This window comes from Amphibacillus marinus (genome assembly GCF_900110345.1).
GTDB classification, from domain to species: domain Bacteria; phylum Bacillota; class Bacilli; order Bacillales; family Amphibacillaceae; genus Amphibacillus_D; species Amphibacillus_D marinus.
The window spans coordinates 615,306-635,767 of record NZ_FODJ01000001.1; the positions used below are offsets into that span (position 1 = coordinate 615,306).

21 protein-coding genes are annotated in these 20,462 nt (G+C 36.8%); 9 read left to right on the top strand and 12 right to left on the bottom strand.

All coding sequences use genetic code 11. The features are described from left to right. Positions 1-780, top strand: a complete 780-nt coding sequence (locus BM000_RS03025; protein ID WP_091494678.1) for an ABC transporter permease — start codon at positions 1-3, stop codon at positions 778-780. Positions 781-1,109: 329 nt separating this feature from the next. Further along, on the top strand, positions 1,110-2,393 hold the full coding sequence (locus tag BM000_RS03030; protein ID WP_091494680.1) for a lysine N(6)-hydroxylase/L-ornithine N(5)-oxygenase family protein: 1,284 nt from the start codon (positions 1,110-1,112) through the stop codon (positions 2,391-2,393). A 53-nt stretch (positions 2,394-2,446) separates the two neighbouring features. Here the strand turns inward: BM000_RS03030 and rlmN are convergent, their stop codons facing one another. Then, complete coding sequence (rlmN, locus tag BM000_RS03035; RefSeq protein WP_091494682.1) at positions 2,447-3,511, bottom strand: dual-specificity RNA methyltransferase RlmN; 1,065 nt, start codon at positions 3,509-3,511, stop codon at positions 2,447-2,449. Between the two features lie 313 nt (positions 3,512-3,824). On the opposite strand from rlmN, the gene BM000_RS03040 reads away from it, so the two are divergent. Continuing rightward, positions 3,825-4,025, top strand: a complete 201-nt coding sequence (locus tag BM000_RS03040) for a cold-shock protein (RefSeq protein ID WP_091494684.1) — start codon at positions 3,825-3,827, stop codon at positions 4,023-4,025. 97 nt (positions 4,026-4,122) lie between these two features. Here the strand turns inward: BM000_RS03040 and BM000_RS03045 are convergent, their stop codons facing one another. From BM000_RS03045 to BM000_RS03060, 4 genes are all read right to left on the bottom strand, one after another. After that, positions 4,123-4,881, bottom strand: a complete 759-nt coding sequence (locus BM000_RS03045) for a PepSY domain-containing protein (RefSeq protein WP_177178177.1) — start codon at positions 4,879-4,881, stop codon at positions 4,123-4,125. A gap of 89 nt (positions 4,882-4,970) precedes the next feature. Then, on the bottom strand, positions 4,971-6,320 hold the full coding sequence (locus tag BM000_RS03050; RefSeq protein WP_091494688.1) for a sensor histidine kinase: 1,350 nt from the start codon (positions 6,318-6,320) through the stop codon (positions 4,971-4,973). After that, complete coding sequence (locus BM000_RS03055) at positions 6,310-6,993, bottom strand: response regulator transcription factor (protein WP_091494690.1); 684 nt, start codon at positions 6,991-6,993, stop codon at positions 6,310-6,312. Before BM000_RS03055 ends, BM000_RS03050 begins: the two co-directional genes overlap by 11 nt. A 472-nt stretch (positions 6,994-7,465) precedes the next feature. Continuing rightward, a complete protein-coding gene (locus tag BM000_RS03060; RefSeq protein WP_091494692.1) occupies positions 7,466-8,224 on the bottom strand; it encodes an alpha/beta hydrolase in 759 nt (252 codons plus the stop codon). A gap of 423 nt (positions 8,225-8,647) precedes the next feature. Here BM000_RS03060 and BM000_RS03065 point away from each other — a divergent pair, with 423 nt between their 5' ends. Continuing rightward, positions 8,648-9,052, top strand: a complete 405-nt coding sequence (locus BM000_RS03065; RefSeq protein ID WP_091494694.1) for a hypothetical protein — start codon at positions 8,648-8,650, stop codon at positions 9,050-9,052. Positions 9,053-9,304: 252 nt separating this feature from the next. Here BM000_RS03065 and BM000_RS03070 read toward each other — a convergent pair whose 3' ends face one another. Next, positions 9,305-10,216, bottom strand: coding sequence for an AEC family transporter (locus BM000_RS03070; RefSeq protein WP_091494696.1), 912 nt, complete (start codon positions 10,214-10,216; stop codon positions 9,305-9,307). A 555-nt stretch (positions 10,217-10,771) separates the two neighbouring features. Here BM000_RS03070 and BM000_RS03075 point away from each other — a divergent pair. From BM000_RS03075 to BM000_RS03090, 4 genes are all read left to right on the top strand, one after another. Beyond that, entirely contained in the window at positions 10,772-11,560 is a 789-nt protein-coding gene (locus BM000_RS03075; protein ID WP_091494699.1) for an HAD family hydrolase, read from the top strand. Between the two features lie 224 nt (positions 11,561-11,784). After that, complete coding sequence (locus tag BM000_RS03080; RefSeq protein WP_091494701.1) at positions 11,785-12,639, top strand: Cof-type HAD-IIB family hydrolase; 855 nt, start codon at positions 11,785-11,787, stop codon at positions 12,637-12,639. Between the two features lie 176 nt (positions 12,640-12,815). After that, on the top strand, positions 12,816-12,935 hold the full coding sequence (locus BM000_RS03085; RefSeq protein WP_091494703.1) for a YjcZ family sporulation protein: 120 nt from the start codon (positions 12,816-12,818) through the stop codon (positions 12,933-12,935). 254 nt (positions 12,936-13,189) lie between these two features. Then, the gene (locus BM000_RS03090) at positions 13,190-13,567 is read left to right on the top strand and encodes a response regulator (protein ID WP_091494705.1); all 378 of its coding nucleotides are present in this window, start codon (positions 13,190-13,192) and stop codon (positions 13,565-13,567) included. A 19-nt stretch (positions 13,568-13,586) separates the two neighbouring features. Here the strand turns inward: BM000_RS03090 and BM000_RS03095 are convergent, their stop codons facing one another. The 5 genes from BM000_RS03095 to BM000_RS16595 all read right to left on the bottom strand — a co-directional run bounded on the left by BM000_RS03095 (position 13,587) and on the right by BM000_RS16595 (position 18,220). After that, positions 13,587-14,036, bottom strand: coding sequence for a Dps family protein (locus BM000_RS03095; RefSeq protein ID WP_091494707.1), 450 nt, complete (start codon positions 14,034-14,036; stop codon positions 13,587-13,589). Between the two features lie 289 nt (positions 14,037-14,325). Continuing rightward, positions 14,326-15,021 carry a CBS domain-containing protein gene (locus BM000_RS03100; protein ID WP_091494709.1) on the bottom strand — a complete coding sequence of 232 codons (696 nt, stop codon included), beginning with the start codon at positions 15,019-15,021 and terminating at the stop codon, positions 14,326-14,328. A 26-nt stretch (positions 15,022-15,047) separates the two neighbouring features. Next, a complete protein-coding gene (locus BM000_RS03105; protein ID WP_177178179.1) occupies positions 15,048-16,733 on the bottom strand; it encodes a methyl-accepting chemotaxis protein in 1,686 nt (561 codons plus the stop codon). Between the two features lie 41 nt (positions 16,734-16,774). Further along, complete coding sequence (locus BM000_RS03110; RefSeq protein WP_177178180.1) at positions 16,775-17,980, bottom strand: EAL domain-containing protein; 1,206 nt, start codon at positions 17,978-17,980, stop codon at positions 16,775-16,777. Positions 17,981-18,019: 39 nt separating this feature from the next. Continuing rightward, the gene (locus tag BM000_RS16595; protein ID WP_143063879.1) at positions 18,020-18,220 is read right to left on the bottom strand and encodes a hypothetical protein; all 201 of its coding nucleotides are present in this window, start codon (positions 18,218-18,220) and stop codon (positions 18,020-18,022) included. A gap of 216 nt (positions 18,221-18,436) precedes the next feature. Between BM000_RS16595 and BM000_RS03115 the strand changes: the two genes are divergently transcribed. Next, positions 18,437-18,640, top strand: a complete 204-nt coding sequence (locus BM000_RS03115) for a hypothetical protein (RefSeq protein WP_091494715.1) — start codon at positions 18,437-18,439, stop codon at positions 18,638-18,640. A gap of 276 nt (positions 18,641-18,916) precedes the next feature. Here BM000_RS03115 and BM000_RS03120 read toward each other — a convergent pair whose 3' ends face one another. Continuing rightward, positions 18,917-20,455, bottom strand: coding sequence for a hypothetical protein (locus BM000_RS03120; protein WP_091494718.1), 1,539 nt, complete (start codon positions 20,453-20,455; stop codon positions 18,917-18,919). Between the last annotated feature and the right edge of the window lie 7 nt (positions 20,456-20,462).

Sequence of the window (20,462 nt, forward strand, 5' to 3'; positions counted from 1 at the left end):
ATGCTTAGTAAGCTAATAAAAAAACATCAAACTGCCTACGCAACCATAGTGATTTGGCTAATCTGGTATCTTATCCATTTAACAATGCAAACAAAGGTTGTACCAAATCCATTTGATGCGATTTCAACCTTTGTTAGATTGTTGTCAGGTGAACTTCTTTTTCACCTCGGAGCGAGTACACTAAGAATTTTAATTTCTATCATATTCTCATTGCTCATTGGTGGGACCTTTGGGCTTTTTCTGGGCTTAAATGATCGCTTTGATCGTTTTTTCGGACCAATTTTATACCTACTATACCCGATACCAAAGATCGCTTTTTTGCCTGTTTTTATGATTTTATTTGGGTTAGGAAATACCTCGAAGATAATCCTAATTACGGTTATTATTATGTTCCAAGTATTAGTAACCATTCGCGACAGTGTTAAGGGCTTAAGTAGAACAATGTTTTTATCAGTCCGCTCTACAGGAGCATCAAAGTTACAGATTTATCAGCATCTCATTCTTCCAGCTATTCTACCAAAAGCACTAACAGCACTTAGACTTAGCGTAGGAACAAGTATTTCAGTTTTATTCTTTGCTGAAAACTTTGCTACCCGCTACGGTATTGGTTATTTTATTATGGACGCTTGGACGCGCATTAATTATTTAGAGATGTATGCTGGTATTATCGCGATCAGTTTACTTGGCTTGTTCATTTTTAAAAGTATTGATCTCCTTGAGCAATGGGCATGTAATTGGGCAAGTCTCGAAAAAGGGGAGCAATCTTCTTATTTTAAGTAACTCAACTTTCGCCCACTGAACATAATCACCCAGAAGTCCCTTGGCAAGCAAAGGGACTTCTGGGTGCGCTATGCTAACCATTATAATGATTACTATCTAACGCGTACAAAAATATATAAACGCCTTTTTTTTAAGGTTGAATATTGAATGGAGAAATTAATTCAAATTACAAAAAATTATTGGGATCATTACAGACATTAAACTAAATCGTTTACACAACTTATTAAAATAAATAACCGTTTTTCATCTTTTACATGGCTAGGGTTAAGCAGCGCTTTTTAAGGGAATAGTTATTAAGAAATTTTCTGTGGAAAAGAGGCTTAGTAGCTATGAACGAAACAATTTACGATATTATTGGTATTGGCATTGGCCCTTATAATTTAGGCTTAGCTGCCTTAATAGATGAACAGACCGAACTGCATGCACTTTTCTTTGAACAAAACGATTATCTAACCTGGCATCCTGGTATGCTAATCAACGGGACTGATTTACAAGTATCATTCTTAGCTGATTTGACTACCTTTGCAAATCCTAAAAGCAAGTATACATATTTAAATTATCTTCACACCAAAAACAGACTGTACCCTTTCTTTTTTTATCATCAATTTGAGATACCGAGACAGGAGTATGATGCTTATTTAAGCTGGGTAGCTAAGCAGCTTAGTTCTTGTCAATTTGGCCATCAAGTTACTAACGTTGAGTTTGTAAATGATTTATATCGAATTGAAGTGAAGGATAACGAAAGTAAAACAAGGCATTTCTTAACGCGAAATATTGTTATGGGAACAGGCGCTAAACCAAACACTGTTCTCGATCTCTCAGCCTTTCCGTCTCATGACGTCCATCATTCCAGTCAATATTTATATCATAAAGAAGACACCATTAAAGCTAATAATATTACCATTATCGGGTCTGGCCAAAGTGCAGCAGAAATTTTTCTTGATTTATTTAAAAACCAAGATGATTGTCATTATCAGCTCAGTTGGTTTACCAGAAGCCCGGGTCATGTCCAACTTGATCACTCCAAGCTTGGTCAAGAAATTTTTTCACCAGACTATGTGAAGTATTTCCACCAACTTGACTATTCAACAAGAACCAAAGCCCTTGAACAGTTAGCTCCACTTAGGAATGGTGTGCAAAAAGATACCCTTCACCAAATTTATCATGAGTTGTATCATCGATCGATTAATGAACCCAATCTTGCCGTGCACATTCAGCCTCTTACTTCATTAGAGGCAATTGAGAGCAAAAATGGGCATTATTTGTTAAATATGCAGCAATGGCAACAGGGCAAAAGCTTCAGTTGGAAGACAAACAAAATTATTCTTGCAACCGGCTACAAGCCTAATATTCCGGAATGGTTTAATCAAAAGATAGCCCCATTAATGGTTTATGAAGATCAAAATCGCTTTAAAGTTTCAGAAGATCACCAACTTATTTTTAAAGATGGTAGTAACAGTCGTTTTTACACACATACTAACCTTGAACACTCGCATGGGAGCAGCGCAACTAATTTAGGCTTAGCAGTTGACCGTAATATTCAAATTATTAATTCGATTATGGGAAAAGAAGTTTATCAAAGGCAAACAGGCGGCATTTTCACTTCCTTTTAAAAAAATGGCTCCAAAAAAGGCGATGCTGATACAGCTCGCCCTTTTAAACCACATTATTTTGCTTTTTTCATTTGCTTACTTCTCAGTTGTCCACAGGCAGCATCAATGTCTGAACCTTGCTCAACACGCACACCACAATTAATACCTGCTTTTAATAGCGTTTCATAAAAACCAACAATTGCCTTTTTCTCACTACGGTCATATTGGTTATGTTCCTCGACTGGATTATAAGGAATTAAATTGACATATGATAAGTGACGCTTATCCTTCAATAGCTTCGCTAATTGAAGTGCCTCTTCCTTATGATCATTAACATCCTTTAACAATATATATTCAAAGGTAATGCGGCGATTGGTTTTAGTTAAATAATAATCAACAGCTTCCATTAGCTTGGCAATCGGAAAGGCTTTATTAATTTTCATAATTTGAGTCCGTAGTTGATCATTCGGTGCGTGTAAAGAAACAGCCAAATTCACCTGTAATTGCTCATCAGCAAACTCCTTTATTTTGTGCGCTAAACCACTGGTCGATACGGTAATGTGGCGTGCCCCAATTGAGAGCCCCTCTTGATCATTTACAATTCTTAAAAAGCTCATCGTGTGTTGATAATTATCAAACGGTTCTCCAATGCCCATCACAACAATATGGCTAACCCGTTCGTCACCATTTTGTTCGTCTAAATGATGCTGAACTTTCATGATCTGCTCTACAATTTCTCCACCTGTTAAATCGCGATTTTTCGTCAGTAACCCACTTGCACAAAAAGTACAACCAATGTTACAGCCCACCTGCGTTGTGACACAAACAGATAATCCGTATGAAAAGCGCATCAGCACCGTTTCAATTAGATTCCCATCAGTCAGCTTAAACAAGAACTTAATGGTGCCATCCTTTGACTCTTGCTTAATCTCTTCTGTCAAAGAGCCTAAAGTAAAATGTTGGGCAAGTAATTCACGTGTTTCTTTGTTTAAATTGGTCATCTCAGCAAATTGCTTTACTCTTTTTATATATAGCCAATCCCAGATTTGCTTTGCGCGGAATTCCTTAATCCCTTGTGCAGTAAGCCAAGCTGTCAATTGAGCTTTAGTTAAACCATAAATGGACTGTTTCTGCTCCATTCTACTACACCTCTCTTATATTAAATCAGAACTTGTCTAATCTCTGTTACTATACTATCTGTTATCGAACTGTTAAGCAAGGACATTTCGTAAACTCGAAACTGTGTGCTTAAATTCAGAATTTTTAAAAAGGAATTTCTGCTATTTTTATCGTAAGGGGTTGCAATCAAAGAACAGACTTGTTATAATGTGATTAGCTATTTTGTTCGACAAAACACTTCAAGTAACATGCAACGTGAAAGTTTTCGTTTTGATGCTTGAGCAAGAATAGTAATACATTGTGTGGAACGTCCACACTAGGAGGAAAAGTAATATGGCACAAGGTACAGTTAAATGGTTTAACGCAGACAAAGGTTTTGGATTTATCGAAGTTGAAGGTCAAGATGATGTATTCGTACACTTCTCAGCTATCCAAGGCGACGGCTTTAAAACACTTGAAGAAGGTCAAAGCGTAACTTTCGATATCGAAGAAGGTAACCGTGGACCACAAGCAGCTAACGTTGAAAAAAACTAATTAGTGCTTAATAAAAGATGCGCATTTGCTCAATTTGAGTAAATGCGCTTTTTTTATAATTTGGCGTTATATAACATGAATCAATTAAGAATCAGCGTTAATCTAAAGTATCAAATTCTCGCTTACTGATTTGACCAGTAAATGCGTCTAGCTCTAGTTCAATTTCTTGATTATTACTGATCAACTCAACTTCGTAAATTGCTTTTTGATTTTCCTGTTCGAGCTTAATCTGCTTTAAAGTACCGTCCATTTCGTCATCAAGAGCTAGCTTTATCGCCTCAGCTATTGGAAGCATATTAGCTTGCCATTTAGCAGTGAAATCGTGACGATCGTATGATATAACGAGCACCTCACCAGTATAAGCATCGATATCAAGCTCAATTTCTTGATCAGACGTCTCTAGCTCAATCTCATAGTAACGCTGTCCATCATCTGAATCTAATGAAAGTTCAATGATGACACCATCAGTAACCTGCTCCAAAGCGATTTCCATTGCTCGCTCTATTGTAATAAGCTCTCCACTTGCTAAAGTGTTGTCATCAACAACCTGATTGTCCTCTTGTTGGTTTGAGTTATTTGGCAAACCGGCCTGCTTCTCTTCAAGCTTTAAAATTTCTCCAGTTACAGCATCTAAATCTAGTTCATAGTGGATGTCTTCATTAGCAATTTCTACTTCATAGCGACCATCATCAAATTCAATTGCAATAACTTGTCCTGGAAATTGTTGTGTAGCTAATTGCTCAGCTTCAGATTTTGTTATTCTCGCTTGGGATGTTGTTGAGAGTCCTTGAAAAACAAGTAAAGCTATGACGAAGACCACCGCACCACCAATTAAACTAATTATCGCTTTTTTCATTTTCATAACCTCCTTATGTGATTATCTTTAGTTTACTTATTAAAAATGAAAAGACGCTTTAATTAAAATGAGAATTTGATGAGAAAAAACTATTCCCTCAAGGTGAAGCTAAAGGTTGATCCCTTTCCTACCTCACTTTCAATTGCAAGCTCACCACCATGAGCAGCAATAATTGCATGTGCAATAGCTAGACCTAAGCCACTTCCTCCAGTTCCCCTGCTTCTTGCTTTATCAATCCGATAAAAACGATTAAAAATCTTAGCTTGCTCCTCAGCTGGTATACCTTCACCAAAATCGCTTACCGATAGCTTAACACAGTCATTAAACTGCTGAACAACCACGTTAATTGGTTGTTCACTATACTTTTGAGCATTATCTAATAGAATGTAAAGTACCTGCTTTATTTTTTCACGGTCAACAGACGCAAGGATAGCTGCTTGATCAGATTCAAAGGTAATGGTTCTGTTGTAAGTAAGCGAACAGGAACGAACAATCTCACGACATAGCTTAGCAATATCTACTGATTCAAATTTCAATTTATCTGCTCGGTCTAAGGTTGCTAATGCAAGCATTTGTTGAATGAGCTTGTCCATTCGGTTCGTCTCAAATTCAATGGCCTGCACAGACTCATTCAGTACTTCTGGCCTTGTCTGCCCCTGCCGCTTAATTAATTGAGCATAGCTCTTAATAATTGCTAATGGCGTTTTAAGTTCGTGTGATGCATCCGCAACAAACTGCTTCTGTTTAAGAAAGTTGTCTTTAATACGACCATTCATCTCGTTATAGGTTAACCCAAGCTGAACGATTTCATCCTTCTCCTTACCTTTAATAACAAGGTCTTTCCATTGACCATTCTGCTGATTTTCTTGCATAACAGCATTTAGCCGGCCAATTGGTTTAATGACAATTTGGCCAATCCATTTGCCCGCAAGCCATGCAGGTATAACCATAATAAGAAGAGCGACAAAAAGAACGAGACTCAATGTTTCCATCACTTCATCAATTTGCTCTAATGATTCAACAACTTCCAAGGTTACCACACTGCCATCGCTCCAGATAATTGGTCTGGACACTAAAGCATAATGCCCTAGCTGATTGTCAATCTTTTGAGCCTGATGGTGACTTGCTCGATAAATAGGTTCAATTGTTGTTAACTGTTGCTCTTTGGTAATCGCTTGTATGACAGCACCGTCAGGCCCAATGATTCTAATCATTCCATCGGTTGGAAGATATGCTCTTAATAGCTGAATCGCATCAACACCTTGTCCTTCATCACTAGCTAATGCTTCCATGACAATGTCTGTTTGATCTACAATGCGCGACATTTCTTGATTAACTGAAATAAATCGGAATGAAAAGTAAATTAAACTAAAGACAATAATAAGAAATAAGAGAAAAGTAGTAATTGAAGTTAATACTGTTTTACCCTTAAGTGTCATGGTGATTCACCCTTAGCTTATAACCTACTCCTCTTACTGTTTGAATGAGCTCATAAGTCAGCTTTTGTCGTAAATAACGGACATAAACATCAACAACATTAGTTTCACCAACATAATTAAAGCCCCATACTTCATTTAGAAGCTGCTCACGATGTAAAACATTTCCCTGGTTTAGTGCTAAATAATAAAGCAAATCAAATTCACGTTTAGTTAACTCAATTGCCTTACCCTGCCAATACACTTTATATTGATCTTGATCAATAATAAGCTCTCCGATAGTAAGTTTTTTGCTACGGTGTGCTTGATCATTGGTCAATCTAATTTGCAAACGAATTCTTGCCAACAGCTCTTCAATCTCAAATGGTTTTGTGACATAATCACTTGCGCCTAGATCTAGGCCTGAAACTTTATCAATGGTTCCATCTCTTGCTGTCAATAGAATAACTGGTGTTTGATTACCGATAGCCCTTATTCTGCGTAGGACCTCTATTCCACTTAAGCCCGGTAACATAATATCTAATAAAATTAATTGGTATTGGTTAGTTTGGATCATTTCAAATGCTTCTCGACCATTATAGCTGACCGAGACCTGATAGCCCTCAAATTCCAATTCTAATTGCAAAGAACGCGCTAATTTATCTTCATCTTCAACAACTAAAATATGCACCGCCATCACCTACCCCTTTATTAATTACTGTTAGTTTAGCATAATTGGCTACAATTAGTCGTTTATTCTTTACCAAATTGACAGTATTAGAAACGAAGTAGCTCAAACGGCCTGTATAATAAGAGAAGAGACCTCGCTTTAAATAAATAATAAGATCTTCATTAAATAGTTTGATTAAACAAATATTTGTATGGCTTCTGCAACAGAGTGCCGCTTTTCGCTGGCACGGCCTAGGGCTCACACAGGTGTGAGTCAGTTAGACATTGCGACACGTGCTATTCTCGCAGGAGAAGGAAAACGACGAAAGCAATACATCACGTCGTACGCAAATAGATAGCTATTTGCGTGGCGTCGGCTCTTTTTTTTGCTTCCGCTTAAACCTGGGAAATTAACTTACCGCCGTTAGTTGCTATCCAACCAAATCAAACCCCAAAGAATATTACCTTTGGGGTAGACATACGTAACTAGAGCTATAACTTTAAAGAGGTAACCAATTAATGACATTCTGAATATGCTTATCCCAGTAACCCCATTCATGTGTACCCGGATCAAACACTGTTTTAACTTGAAACTCGGTCTGACCTACTCGTTCTTTAAAAGTAACATTTCCCTGATAAAGAAAATCCTCCGTGCCACAGGCTTGATAAAGCATTGGCTTGACTTGTGAATCTTGATTGTGCTGCTCGATAAGGTAGAGAATATCGTGCATGGTACGACCCAATGGTTCATCACCAAAGGCGTGCTTCAAGGATTTAGCGATAGGCTCATCTATAGGTGTGAGCTCTTGGTGAGCAGCCAAATCGAGCACGCCAGAAAGTGATGCAGCAGCGGCAAATTGATCTGGACAATTTAATGCCCATTTAAATGCACCGTATCCCCCCATGGATAACCCCGCTACAAAATTATCTACTCTACGGTCAGACAATGGAAATAGCTTTCGAGCTAGAGCTGGTAATTCTTTTGTTAGGAATGTCCAATATTTCTTTCCATAAGTCATATCGGTATAAAAACTATGATCGACCTCTGGCATCACAACAGCAATTCCAGCCTCTTCAGCATATCTTTCAATTGATGTTCGTCGTGTCCACGCAGAGTGGTTATCACTATAACCATGCAATAAATACAGTGTTTTATAGCCGTGTTCTTCAGTACTAAGCTCGCGATCTGGTATTAACACCGTCATCGTCGTATTTAAATTAAGAACAGTTGAAAAGAACTCACACGTTATTTTTGCCATTCACTTGGCCTCCTTTTTTATATAAAACGCTTTCAATCTATTTTTACACACTTATCGTTAAACTGCTACTTTTTTATAGAAAAAACACACCCCAGTTAACATGGGGTGCGTTCATCTGTTCATAGACCTAAAAATGCAAGGACTGCAATAATCAACACAATCGGCGTGAAGATAAAGAACCAAAAGAAGAGTAATGCTAAAGCTGCAATCATGCTTATCCCTCCCTTCTATCAACTTGTATGGCCTCACATCAATAGCGTATTCTAGCTCACAATCATTGATTGGTTAAATCTCCTGCCTCTACTATAAATCCATATTTGTCTGCTAGATTATAGCCTTTTTTATTCCTTCTGAGTTAAATGACTGAAATAGATTTTATTATTTGCATAGATATAGAGTAGCAGACTGAAAGGAGTTGATACTTTGGTTGAAGAAATAGCGCAATTTAAACGGGATCATAACGGGAAATTTCGCAGGATATGGCCAGAAGATCAAGAAGGTTCGTCACATTTGCCTAAATATCAATCGTTAATTAGCATTGACGCAGATTCTTTCCAAATCTTATTTAAAAAAATAAAAGAAAATGAGCTACTAGCTAGCTTCTTAAAATTTGGCTATCAAAAATTACAGAGCTTACTCTTAGAAGCTTTTCTTGACAAGGGGTTGAATAAAGTGACAGAAGAGAAAGATGATTTCTTAACTAAAATTGTTGGTCAGTTAAAGGATAACCCGAAGATTCTAGACGAATCATTTGATATGTTTAAATCATTAATAGAAAATGATCAAATAACTGATTTGTTCAAACAGTTCTCACAAGAAAAAGATTAGTCAATTAAGAGAGGACACTCCTACTGTAGCTATTCATAGTGCATTCAGTGCTAGCAACTGAGATATACCCGCTTTCACCATAGCAAACCGACAGACATGATGACACGATTTCTGCTCTTAGTCAAACGACTATGTCATACATTATCAGCTTTTGTCTAGAGCTTTGTATATTTCAGTTGCTGTATTTTAAACACAAAAAAGCTTGGTTAATTATTATGATTCCTTGTTTATCTTTGGTCTTCGCCAATGTTCCTAAACGGTCAAGTTTACAATGATCCAAATTAATAAAAAGCTGAGCAACATGGTGACATTGGAAACAGTTCCAATAAAACGCTTGTCATAGCCAAACTCAACACCATAAGGAATTAACGATAGTGGAATTGGTAATATTAGACCTATTAATAGAGTTAATTTAATCATCTCACTAACTGGTAGAAAAACATACAAACTAGTACCTATTAGTATAGCTACTCCATACCTTAGCCCAATATAACTTAGAATCATTTTGACATAAGCCTTGTTGAAACGTAAATCAACATAGAGGCCAAGCAATAAGAGTGACAGGGGCATATTTGCAACTGCAATAGTTGAAGCTGTGTTAAGTACAACATTCGGTAATTCGAAACTGAGCATGTTTATGGCAAAAATAAAAAAATAAGTCATTAGCGGTACCGAACGGGTTAGCTTCTTCAGCGCGACAGCCAACGTGAGCTGACTTTGATCATCTGCATAGTAGCTTCCTAGTAAATAAGAGAGGCCAAAAACAATAAAGGCGTTTCCCACATCTAGCATTCCAAAATATTTAATCCCTTCGACACCCCAAACTCCTTCCACCAGAGGATACGCAAACAATGCCACATTAAAACCCGGCATCATCATAACAAGCATTCCCTTAATGGTCTTCGATTTATTTGCAAAAAAGAGAATACCTACAATTGCAAAAACAAATCCAAAGACAAGACCTGAAACCACAACAATTAACAGTGACCAATCAAAGATAATATTATGAAAAGATATAATAATTAACGCAGGTAAGGTTAGATTAAAGACTACTCTTGATACCGCCTCCCCGTCTGACTCCTTAAGCAGACCAGTTTGTTTTAAAATAAAACCTACGAAAATAATTGAGATTGACAAAATAAATTGTTGATTAAAACCTGCCAAGGATAATCATCCCTTCTAGATATGTATGAAAACAAAATAAATTAATAAACAGCTACATGCATGAATTACACCAGTACTTATACTAGTTTCAAACTCGAATATTAAGAAAGGGACTAGTAAATGAACCCGATCTGTCAGCCAATGGACTTGCTCTCACCCACCGACACAAAAGCGTCATCACCTCAGGCTCATGGTTAGCGTGACACTAAATATGGATATAGAATGTTAGACTAAGTACGCGACGCCTCGTCGCACCACGTAACTAGCTCAGGTCCTGTGAGCTTAAAGATGTCACATTAGTGCCCGTAAGCGAACGAAGTGCTAGGTGCGCTATACTAACCATTATATTAATTGTTAACAACAATCCAACACATACAAAAAAAAGAAACATATATACGCTCGTTTTTTAAATTGAATATTGCATGGTGAAATTGATTCACATCTGTGACTTTTTAATTCTTAACATTCTTTTTACACTATGTTAGACGGTAGAACATGATTAACTATATCATAGTATGGTAGAATAGAGCGAGAAATGATGAAAAGGAGAACGACATGAAGCAATATAAAATTCTATTTCTTGATGTTGATGGTACAATTCTAACAAGTGAACATGCTATTCAACCATCGACCGTCACCGCGATTCACTTGGCTAAAGAACAAGGGATAAAAGTATTTCTGGCAACCGGTAGACCAATACATGAGCTGGATGATTTAAGTCAAAGACTTGGGATTACTGCTATAATTGGCTACAACGGTGCTTTTGCAACCGATAACGGTAAAGAATTGTACAATAAGACAATTGATCCTATGCTCGTTGATTCCTATCAGAAAACCGCACAACAATACAACCATGACATTGTACTTTACACACGTAATGCCAATCTATTTACAAGAACCGAACCCCCATATGTAAAAGACCTAATTAGAGTTGTTAATATGAAAAAGAATTTCCTATATCAAAAGGCACATAGACATGACATTCTCGGTATGACAATGATGAATGTCGAGCAAGATCAGATTCAACTTTATACTAAGAACGAGTCACTATTTTTTTCACCTGTTATAGTCGCCGGTTTAGAAAAAACTTATGATGTTATCCAACGGGATGTAAATAAAGGAACAGCCGTCACAGAGATTCTTAATGCTTTAGCAATAAGACCTGAGCAGGCGATTGCCTTTGGTGATGGATTAAACGATCGGGAAATGCTCTCAATAGTGGGTCAGGGCTTCGCGATGGGAAATGCTCATCCGGATCTGTTTCAATATGCAAGTATGCAAACAACATCAGTCGATGACAACGGTATTTATAATGGATTAAGAAAACTAGGATTAGTTGAATAAATGGGTTAAATTAGCTTCATTATATAATATTCAACTTTACTAAAAGAACGATTACTTGAACCAACTTGACAATTTAATACCACATCAGTAAAAATAAATGTTTTTTATGTGTTTTGAATATTTTCGAATAAGCAATTATAAAATACATCTATTTATGTGGTTTTTCAGAAAAAAAGTAACCTATCAACATTTAACTATTGAGGTAAAAGTGAGGAGAATTATTAATGATTAAACTTATTGCAACAGATTTGGATGGTACGTTACTCTCTCAAGTGGGAGAGGTCAGTGAGCGAAATGTTCAGGCAATTCGCCAAGCACAAGCTGCTGGAATTGAGGTTGTCGTCGCAACAGGACGATCTTATAAATCTGCTTTTGAGCCAATAAATAAAGCCGGTCTAAGCTGTCCTATTATTTGCTTGAACGGGGCAAATATTTATAACATTGCTGGTGAACAGTTAAGACATATAACGATGACTAAAAAAATAGCGTTAGAAATATTTGAGGTTGTCAATCGTGAAAATGCTTATTTTGAACTATACACAAACAAAGGTGTTTATTCACAAGATCGTGAGAATTTTCTAGATGTTATCATTAATATTATGCTGTCGGCACACCCTGAAATTACGAGAGCAGAAATTGAAAAAAGAGCAGAGCAACGCTTTCAAGAGGAGTCATTTGTTTTTACAAATGACTTTAGAGCAGTTATTAATGATCCTGAAATCGAAGTGTTTAAAGCATTAGCCTTCTCTCTTGAGGCTGATGGATTAGTACGAATTAAACAGCCATTTTTAAATCGTCAAGATTTAACTGTTACTTCATCAGGTTTTGATAATGTTGAATTTAACCATCCTGAAGCTCAAAAGGGTATTGCCTTAGAACAATTTGCTAGCCAATACAAGATTTCTTTGCAAGAAATAATGGCGATCGGAGACAATTATAATGATGTGTCTATGCTTGATGTGGTCGGCAGGAGCGTCGCCATGGGAAATGCTGAAGCTGGTGTGAAAAAAAGATGTAAGTATGTCACTGCTTCAAATATTGAAGATGGGGTTGCTCAAGCAATTGAAGCCATCCTCTAGAAGCTGATTAGTCACTACATACCGTTAATTTAGCTAAGTCCAGGCAATTGCTACTCGACTTATCTTGTTTACTGCAAATTTCCAGGCTTACTTTCTTAAAAATAGGGGCATATGCCCTAACAAAGTTTGTAAGCGGGCATATGCTAAAGTAAATAGAGGTAAGGTGGTGAATTAGTATGTACGGTTGCGGATGTCAATACCCTCAGCCATCCTGTGGTGGTGGCTTCGGTGGCGGGTTTGCTTTAATTGTGGTGCTCTTCATTTTATTAATTATTGTTGGTGCTTCTTTTTATTGATGCACAGTAATTTCCCTGTAGAAACGGGTACTCATTAATTGATGATAACGAGAAAAGTAACGTAGATCAAGCTAGAAGTGAAGCGGTATTTCAAGACTTATCTTGAATAGATATCGCTTCGCTTTTTAACGTTAAAATAGGTTTTTATTTCCACACAATAACCAAAACTATTGCTCTCCAAAAATAAAACATCGCATTTTTATTTTTTTTTTGCTATGATAAAAAAGTATATTGACATGAGAGGGGACTGGATAGTGTATTCTGTACTCATAGTGGATGACTCTTCTTTCATGCGGGCATGGCTGAAAAGACTTATAACCAACCAGACATATTCCATAGCTGCTGAAGCCTCGAACGGCTACGAGGCCATTTTAAATTATCGAAAAACGAAGCCAGACCTTGTTTTACTTGATAATCATTTACCCGATATTACAGGTGTAGAAGTGCTAAAAAGAATTATGTCAATTGATGCAAACGCAAAAGTGATCATCTGCTCGGCAATGGGAACTGACTTCCTTGTTAAAGAGTGTTTAGTACATGGCGCTAAGGACTTTATAAGGAAACCAAATTTTGAACATTTACTTAATAAGATGGATAACATTATGCTAGACAAATCAAACCCGATTGATTAAGCTCAATCGGGTTTGAGTGTTAGCCTAAATATGCTTCTAGCATCCACATATTTTTTTCAATTTCGGTTTTATAACCGATAAACATATCTTCCGTAATGTCATCCTCAGCTTCGCCAGCAAGCTTGATACCTGTTGCTAAATCTGCTACTAAGATACGAAAGTCTTCAAGGACACTTTTTACCATATCAGCTTGCTTTACTTCCTTCGTATAAGCTTTTTCGCTAACAGACGAATTGTCTAAAAACTCCTGTAACGTTGAAAAAGGCTCGCCACCAATGGTAAGCAGACGTTCAGCAAATTCATCAAAGTGCTCATTTATCTCATCATATAACTCTTCAAATTTTTCGTGAAGAACAAAGAAGTTTGGTCCTTTAACGAACCAGTGATGTTGATGAAGCTTTGTAAATAAAACGCCATGTGTCGCAACAAGGTTGTTTAAATGCTTTTGTAATTCAAGATTTGCAGTCATTTCATTACCTCCAATAATTAGTTAAGTTTACATTATATCTTGTACCCAAAAGTCAACTTTAATAAACAAAATAGTTAGCTTTTTTGTACATAGTACAACGAACTATATAATAATTATTATAATATAATAATTATTATTTTTCAACAAAATTAACCTATGTTTATAAAATTGTCACAAATTCAAGTGCTGGCGCTCAAATAGCGAACCATATTTATACGTATTACTGCAATTGCTAATTCCTATATTATTCAAACCAGTAACCTTTATTATTCTACCTAAATACATGACTTTAAGGAATCTCAATTAAGTCATGTGGCGAGATCATTCCCAATAACTTTTCATCCTTTGAACCCGTTTCTGTTATTAGTAAAGCTTCTAAACGTTTATGTTGTTTGACACTCTGAATAAAAAGTTGTTCCGCTTGATAAACACTCGTATGACGTGGAATAAATTGATAGTGGGTACCTTGTTCTTCATCAATAAGTTTGGAAATACTTGTTTCTAATACCTTCGTAGTATCACCACTAACGTTTTTTGCGACCCAATGCAACATTTTCTTATCTGTTAATAAACCGAGAAAGCGCTTATTACGATATACCGGAAATTGGGAATATTCAGTTTCACGAATGATACCAAATACTTGCTTTACCTTTAAATCAGCTTGGATGGTTCTAAGCACCTTGGCGAAAGTTGGCATGACCTGTTGTGGTGCTGTTACTTCCTTGGCAATTTGTTCAATTGTGGCTACGACTTGGTCATGAGGATCTGCGATTGTATAATTAACTTCTGTACGCTCATGAACAATTGCATTTCTTAGTTCTGAAAATTCTAGTAGGTCATTAGAATACCGATTAATAGCAGCATCACTGTTTCTTAGGCGATATACAGCACGTTGAAACGGTACATACTTTGTATCATCAAGTTTTTGATCAAAATGCTTTTCAATTTTATTAAATGCTACTAAGAACCGCTCATCATTTCTCATTTGCTACTCACGCTCCCAAACATAACTTAAGTAACGATAAATTTTTCAGTTTCTTGATTTAGTTTGTCCGATAAACGCTTTAAATAGTCAGCTGATGAAGAAATATCCGACATTGTACTAATCGTTTCTTCTGTTGATGCGGTCGTTTCTTCAATGCCCGCAGCAGACTGTTCAGCAACTGACGCGATATCCTCAATTGCTTCATTAATTGTCATGCTTTCCTTAACCACCTTATTTAGTTCTTGACAAATCACGTCCAATTCAGTAACCATCTCTGCATACGATTGATTAATCTGATTAAAAATAGTGCCCGTCTGATTCACCTGATTTACACCTTGATTAACTTTGGAATAGCCTGCTTCTAATAAAGTTGTTGTCTCGCTCGATCGATCTTGAATTCTATTTGTCACTGCTGTAATTTCTGTTATCGCTTGACCAACCTGCTCAGAAAGCTTCCGCACTTCATCAGCAACAACAGCAAAACCTCGCCCATGCTCACCAGCTCTGGCAGCTTCAATTGCTGCGTTTAAAGCTAACAGATTGGTCTGCTCTGAAATGTCTGATACAACATCAACAAGCTTAGTAATTTGCTTAGCATCATGATCAAGTCTTCTAACGCTTTGAACAGCCGTATCCATCGTTTCGCTTACAGCTTCAATCTCTTGGACAGATGCCTTCATAGATTGTACGCCTTGCTCGGTTAGCCTGGTTACTCCTTCTGCGGTAACAGCGGTTTCTTCACTGCTCGTATTTGCCATCTTAATTTCATTAACAAACAGTTCCATCATTTCACTCAATGCCGTTGCCTTCTCCGCCTGATTATCTGCTCCATTCGACAATTCGTCCATGGTAATAGCGACTTGATTACTGCCATCTTTTACTTGATCAACGGATTGAGTCAAGAGCTCTGACTGGTTAGATACTTGCGTCGTCATTTGTTGGATACTGGTGATCACATGCTTAAATGCATAACGTAATTGGTCAGTAGCCATAAACAGAACGCCAACTTCATCAGTACGATTTAACGAAATTGAATCACCTGTCAAATTCCCATTTGCTAGGCTTTCAAGCTCAATAGCTATTTTTTTAAGTGGCCGTCCAATATTTCTCCCTAGTAAGAAGCCAATCACCACTAACAGGATAGAGGCTATTACAATGGCTATTAATACAACTAGTCGGGCCCGATCGGAAGATCGATTGTTAGCGACATTCGTAGCTTGCATTTCTTCTTCGCTTAATTGAGTCAGGACTAATAATGCTTCACTAACTAAATTAAAGCTTGCACCTGATTCCTGAATACCACGAATAGCAGCTTGATACTGACCATTTTCTATTAAGGTAATGTTTTGTTCCACGATCCCCAAGAATGTTGACCAATTTTCCTGAAATTGATTAAGGACAGTTTCTTCTTCATCAGTTAATCTGGCAGCTAAAAGTCGCTCAATATGAACATTTATTTGTTCAATATCTGCGTCTACATCAATTAATGGGGATGCGTCACGAAATAACGCCCCAGTTGCAATATTAACTCTAGTCCCTTCAGATAAACGAATAATTTCTTTTAAATCGAGTAATGGCAACACGCGTTCAGTGTAGGTACGATTGGCATTATCATTAATCGTGTTTAATGCAAACAGCGAAATGACTCCAATACTTACTAAAATTAATACAGACATTAATGATACTAAAATAAGCTTTCCGGTTATTTTCATTGTATTCCCCTCCATACTTTCCTCTTTATCTGTCAGTACTATCAAATAAGCAAGCTCTCATTTTCATATAAAAAGCTGTATGAAATATCAATAAAAATAAAAAAATCGCCATTTAATGAACAGCTCAACGTCCTAATTCGCTCTCTTGTTTCTATATCTGCGTATAGTTTTGACAGCATTGCACGATTCCAAGTTCGCATTTGCATCATATTTTCTAAAAAATAGGGTCGAAATGCCCAATTAGATCCTTTATGTAAATCTTCAAATAGCCATTGCCCATCAGCTTTATAGTAGTTAGGCGAAACTTGTAAACCATCACTATTACAAATATATATTCTGAACGATGCCTCGTTAAAGGCTTCTCCTAGGAGAACGAGAAAGTCTTCAACTCCAGCTAGATTCTTCCATTGATTAGCTAATTCATTTAAGGTTTTTTCCCAGGCGATGATCCAACTCATACGCTCCTCAATTAAATGCTTTTGCCTATTAACAAACTGATTCGTTATTTTAGCCATGCCGATCATTTTCATTGGTGAAATATCTGGTTGGGCAGTTCCAAGATATGCCCCTTGATAGTAACGTCCACCATGCTTCCAGGCAAAATATTGGAGAAAATCATCTTCAATATTACAAAATAACAAGCTAGCCCCAATCCGATCAGCTAGCATTTCAAATGAATACATAATATCGTCGTAGCCCTTGGTGTCATCGTTTCCAATTATTTTGGTATTAATCTTTAAGACATTGGGTTCTAGTTGACGAATTCGATCCATAGTTGCCGTTTTATTACCTAACTGCCCAATAGCTAATTGAATGCCACAATTTTTATAGTACAGTAATAAATGATAAAGCTCTGCAAAATAATACTCAATATCTTCTTCATTTACCTCTAGAATAATCCGATTAGTTGGAAAACCTGTTTCACCAAAATGATTAAGCGTATCAAGTAAAGGCTGGCCATCGTCAATTAACAACTCTTGTGCTGATCGTTTAATTGATAAGAACAAGTTTTTATCTTTGGCTACGGTTCGTAGTGCTTGTTGTAAAACCTGTTGTTTAATTTCCAGCTTAAGCTCAGCTGAAATGTCCTCATGCATCAAAACCTCAGTAAGGTTCCTTAAATCTCCTGCTTCGTTCCTTTGAGCAAACAATTCGTAACCGACAACCTCGTGGGTAACGCCACTAATAATCGGTTGAAAAGCAGGTCTAATTTCATTTATATCCTCTGAAAAATCAAGTTCACTCACATTACAACACCTCTCTCTAATCAATCTTGTTTATTTTAGCTATTCTTTTTTTAAAGTTGCTATTTTTCTAAAATATAGATATAAAATGATATTCATCCCAATACCAATTAGTAAAATAATGATTACCGAGATCGTTACTACCGATATTTGATACAGTAAAATCATGGACAATAAAAAAGTTAACAGTAAAATACTCTGTAAAATTGCCATATACATAAATCGTTGATAATGTTTGGTCATAGAATAAAAAAACCTCGCTTTAGTTGCTAGTTATCATTATTATAGCACGCTCGGTCACATATAATCTATTCAAGTAAGGGATTAAACCCATTCTTAAATAACGGCAGTTTATAGGACTTGACAAAGGATATATAATAAAATAGGTATTACTTTTATCGAATCTTGTCGATAGTTATTCTTTCATTCTATTTTTTTAGTTGGGAAAGGGGTCACATCATGACTTACCTTGCAATATTAGCTGCCGGTGTCTTTTTTTTCCTAGCAGCTTCAATTTGTCTTTATATGTTTTTCAGAGGATTTGGTAAGGGTTACTTAGTGATGACGATTGTCATCCTCATCCTCGTTTACTTTATCATTGGATTATGGAATCAATCATCTAACTCTTTAAACATGCAGTTCTTTACTATGCTTAATGGCTAAATCATTATTGAATGGATATATGGGTTGTATATCAAAAAACATTGGTAAGATAATTCCCCAAGAATAGGCGGAAGCAAAAAAGAGCCGACTCCTGTGGGAATAGCACGTGTTCAAAGGCCACACAAGAAAGCTGCTCTTTTTTTTTGCTGGAGCCATACAAACATTTGCTTAACGATCGCTATTTGATAAAGAACCGATATATGTTGCAAAAGAAAAAACTCTATAGCAATCCATCTTTTGGTGGATGCTACAGAGTTTTTTGTGCATTTATTAAATTTATAAAGCAAATATCGAAACTAATACACCAATAACGCCAACTAAAGCAATTGCATAGACCGTTTTCTTAGGCATTAAGCCATCATCCTTCATTGCTTTTCCAAACATAAAGAATACCACTGGATGGACCAAGAACGGCATTGAGAAGATAAACGGAATAAGACTAGCTGCCTCGGGACCAAACATGCCTTCCTGTGTTGCCGCAAATAAGCCAAAATGTGAAATAGCTGATGCCTGTGCCACCCCCGTAAAATTAAATGGCATTGCGCTTAAACTCAACAATAATAATCCACCAAAGACTGCAACGAGTTGCCAACCAAATGAAAATTGCATGAGAGCTTTGATCTCCAATGACTCACTTTCGTTAGCCTTTCGTAAATTTTTTAATGAAAATGCAGTTAGAGTAAGTCCGGTTGCTAGAATTGCTAAAGAAGGCCATAACCATAAATCTCCTCTTTCAGCACTAATCGCTAACACACTGAAAACAAATACATGCCCAAAAAATGGAATGTTAATCATAATTGGGGCACGACTCGCTGCTTCTTGACCTAAATCTCCTGCTGTACAGGCTCCTGTAAGACCTGAATGCGATAATGATCCAGCCATACCTGGGCCCAAATTACGAACATGGTTAGTTTTAGCAAAGTAGATTAATAAGGCCATTCCGGTAAACATAAAAAATAACTGCCCGAAAAAGCTAAAAGTTAAGACCGCATTCATCCCACCAATATTAAATGCCTCGCCCATTCTTGAGCCACCAACCATAAAATTACCGGCAAGCACAACTGGGATTCCGGCAAATAATAATGCCTTTATTGTTGGACCTAACGACCAACGATGAAGAATAGCACCTACGCTTGCTGAGATAATCATAGCGAAGAAAATTTGTGGTAGTGCAATGACTGGCTTAATCCAGTCTGCAATCTGAAATGATAAATATAAAACAAGGATAATTGCAAGTATTTCAATAATTCCTTTACGTATGTATAAGGGTTTGTTCGTAATCGTTGCCCGATTATCAATAAAGATAATTGATCCTACAATACCAATGTAAGCAACAAGAGGATAGACATCATTTAACTCACTTAAGCTGACGCCAATCCATGAGCGGGCAGCACTTTCAATCCCGATTAGAAGGAAGAATGCTCTGATAATCATAATTATTTGGGTGCGTGTTGTACCAAGAACTGCTTCTTGCGCAGAAGGCACCACCATCTCCTCATTCTCTTCAAGCCGGTTAGAGAACAATTTCCGCAGCTCTTGACCCCCAACAAAAAAGGTAACAACGAGAGCAATAATTGTTGAAGATGCGATCATGTTAATCATTGGAAAAATTGTTATTCCTGGATCTGCCACGCCTGTTTGAACTAAGATGAAGCCCATTGCCAACCCAAAAATGACAATAATTAATATTGGTGAATACCTCGTTCCAGCAACAACTGTTCTTGCTATTAATACCATTGGAATAATTAAAAACAATGTAATCCAAAATTGATTGAGCAGATTTAAACTAGCAAACTGGTCAATTATTAATTCCATATCATAC

Excerpts from the sequence above, each read along its gene's own strand:
- BM000_RS03025 (WP_091494678.1), top strand. The coding sequence starts at position 1 with ATGCTTAGTAAGCTAATAAAAAAACATCAAACTGCCTACGCAACCATA.
- BM000_RS03030 (WP_091494680.1), top strand. The coding sequence starts at position 1,110 with ATGAACGAAACAATTTACGATATTATTGGTATTGGCATTGGCCCTTAT.
- rlmN (WP_091494682.1), bottom strand. The coding sequence starts at position 3,511 with ATGGAGCAGAAACAGTCCATTTATGGTTTAACTAAAGCTCAATTGACA.
- BM000_RS03040 (WP_091494684.1), top strand. The coding sequence starts at position 3,825 with ATGGCACAAGGTACAGTTAAATGGTTTAACGCAGACAAAGGTTTTGGA.
- BM000_RS03045 (WP_177178177.1), bottom strand. The coding sequence starts at position 4,881 with ATGAAAAAAGCGATAATTAGTTTAATTGGTGGTGCGGTGGTCTTCGTC.
- BM000_RS03050 (WP_091494688.1), bottom strand. The coding sequence starts at position 6,320 with ATGACACTTAAGGGTAAAACAGTATTAACTTCAATTACTACTTTTCTC.
- BM000_RS03055 (WP_091494690.1), bottom strand. The coding sequence starts at position 6,993 with ATGGCGGTGCATATTTTAGTTGTTGAAGATGAAGATAAATTAGCGCGT.
- BM000_RS03060 (WP_091494692.1), bottom strand. The coding sequence starts at position 8,224 with ATGGCAAAAATAACGTGTGAGTTCTTTTCAACTGTTCTTAATTTAAAT.
- BM000_RS03075 (WP_091494699.1), top strand. The coding sequence starts at position 10,772 with ATGAAGCAATATAAAATTCTATTTCTTGATGTTGATGGTACAATTCTA.
- BM000_RS03080 (WP_091494701.1), top strand. The coding sequence starts at position 11,785 with ATGATTAAACTTATTGCAACAGATTTGGATGGTACGTTACTCTCTCAA.
- BM000_RS03085 (WP_091494703.1), top strand. The coding sequence starts at position 12,816 with ATGTACGGTTGCGGATGTCAATACCCTCAGCCATCCTGTGGTGGTGGC.
- BM000_RS03095 (WP_091494707.1), bottom strand. The coding sequence starts at position 14,036 with ATGACTGCAAATCTTGAATTACAAAAGCATTTAAACAACCTTGTTGCG.
- BM000_RS03100 (WP_091494709.1), bottom strand. The coding sequence starts at position 15,021 with ATGAGAAATGATGAGCGGTTCTTAGTAGCATTTAATAAAATTGAAAAG.
- BM000_RS03105 (WP_177178179.1), bottom strand. The coding sequence starts at position 16,733 with ATGAAAATAACCGGAAAGCTTATTTTAGTATCATTAATGTCTGTATTA.
- BM000_RS16595 (WP_143063879.1), bottom strand. The coding sequence starts at position 18,220 with ATGACCAAACATTATCAACGATTTATGTATATGGCAATTTTACAGAGT.
- BM000_RS03115 (WP_091494715.1), top strand. The coding sequence starts at position 18,437 with ATGACTTACCTTGCAATATTAGCTGCCGGTGTCTTTTTTTTCCTAGCA.
- BM000_RS03120 (WP_091494718.1), bottom strand. The coding sequence starts at position 20,455 with ATGGAATTAATAATTGACCAGTTTGCTAGTTTAAATCTGCTCAATCAA.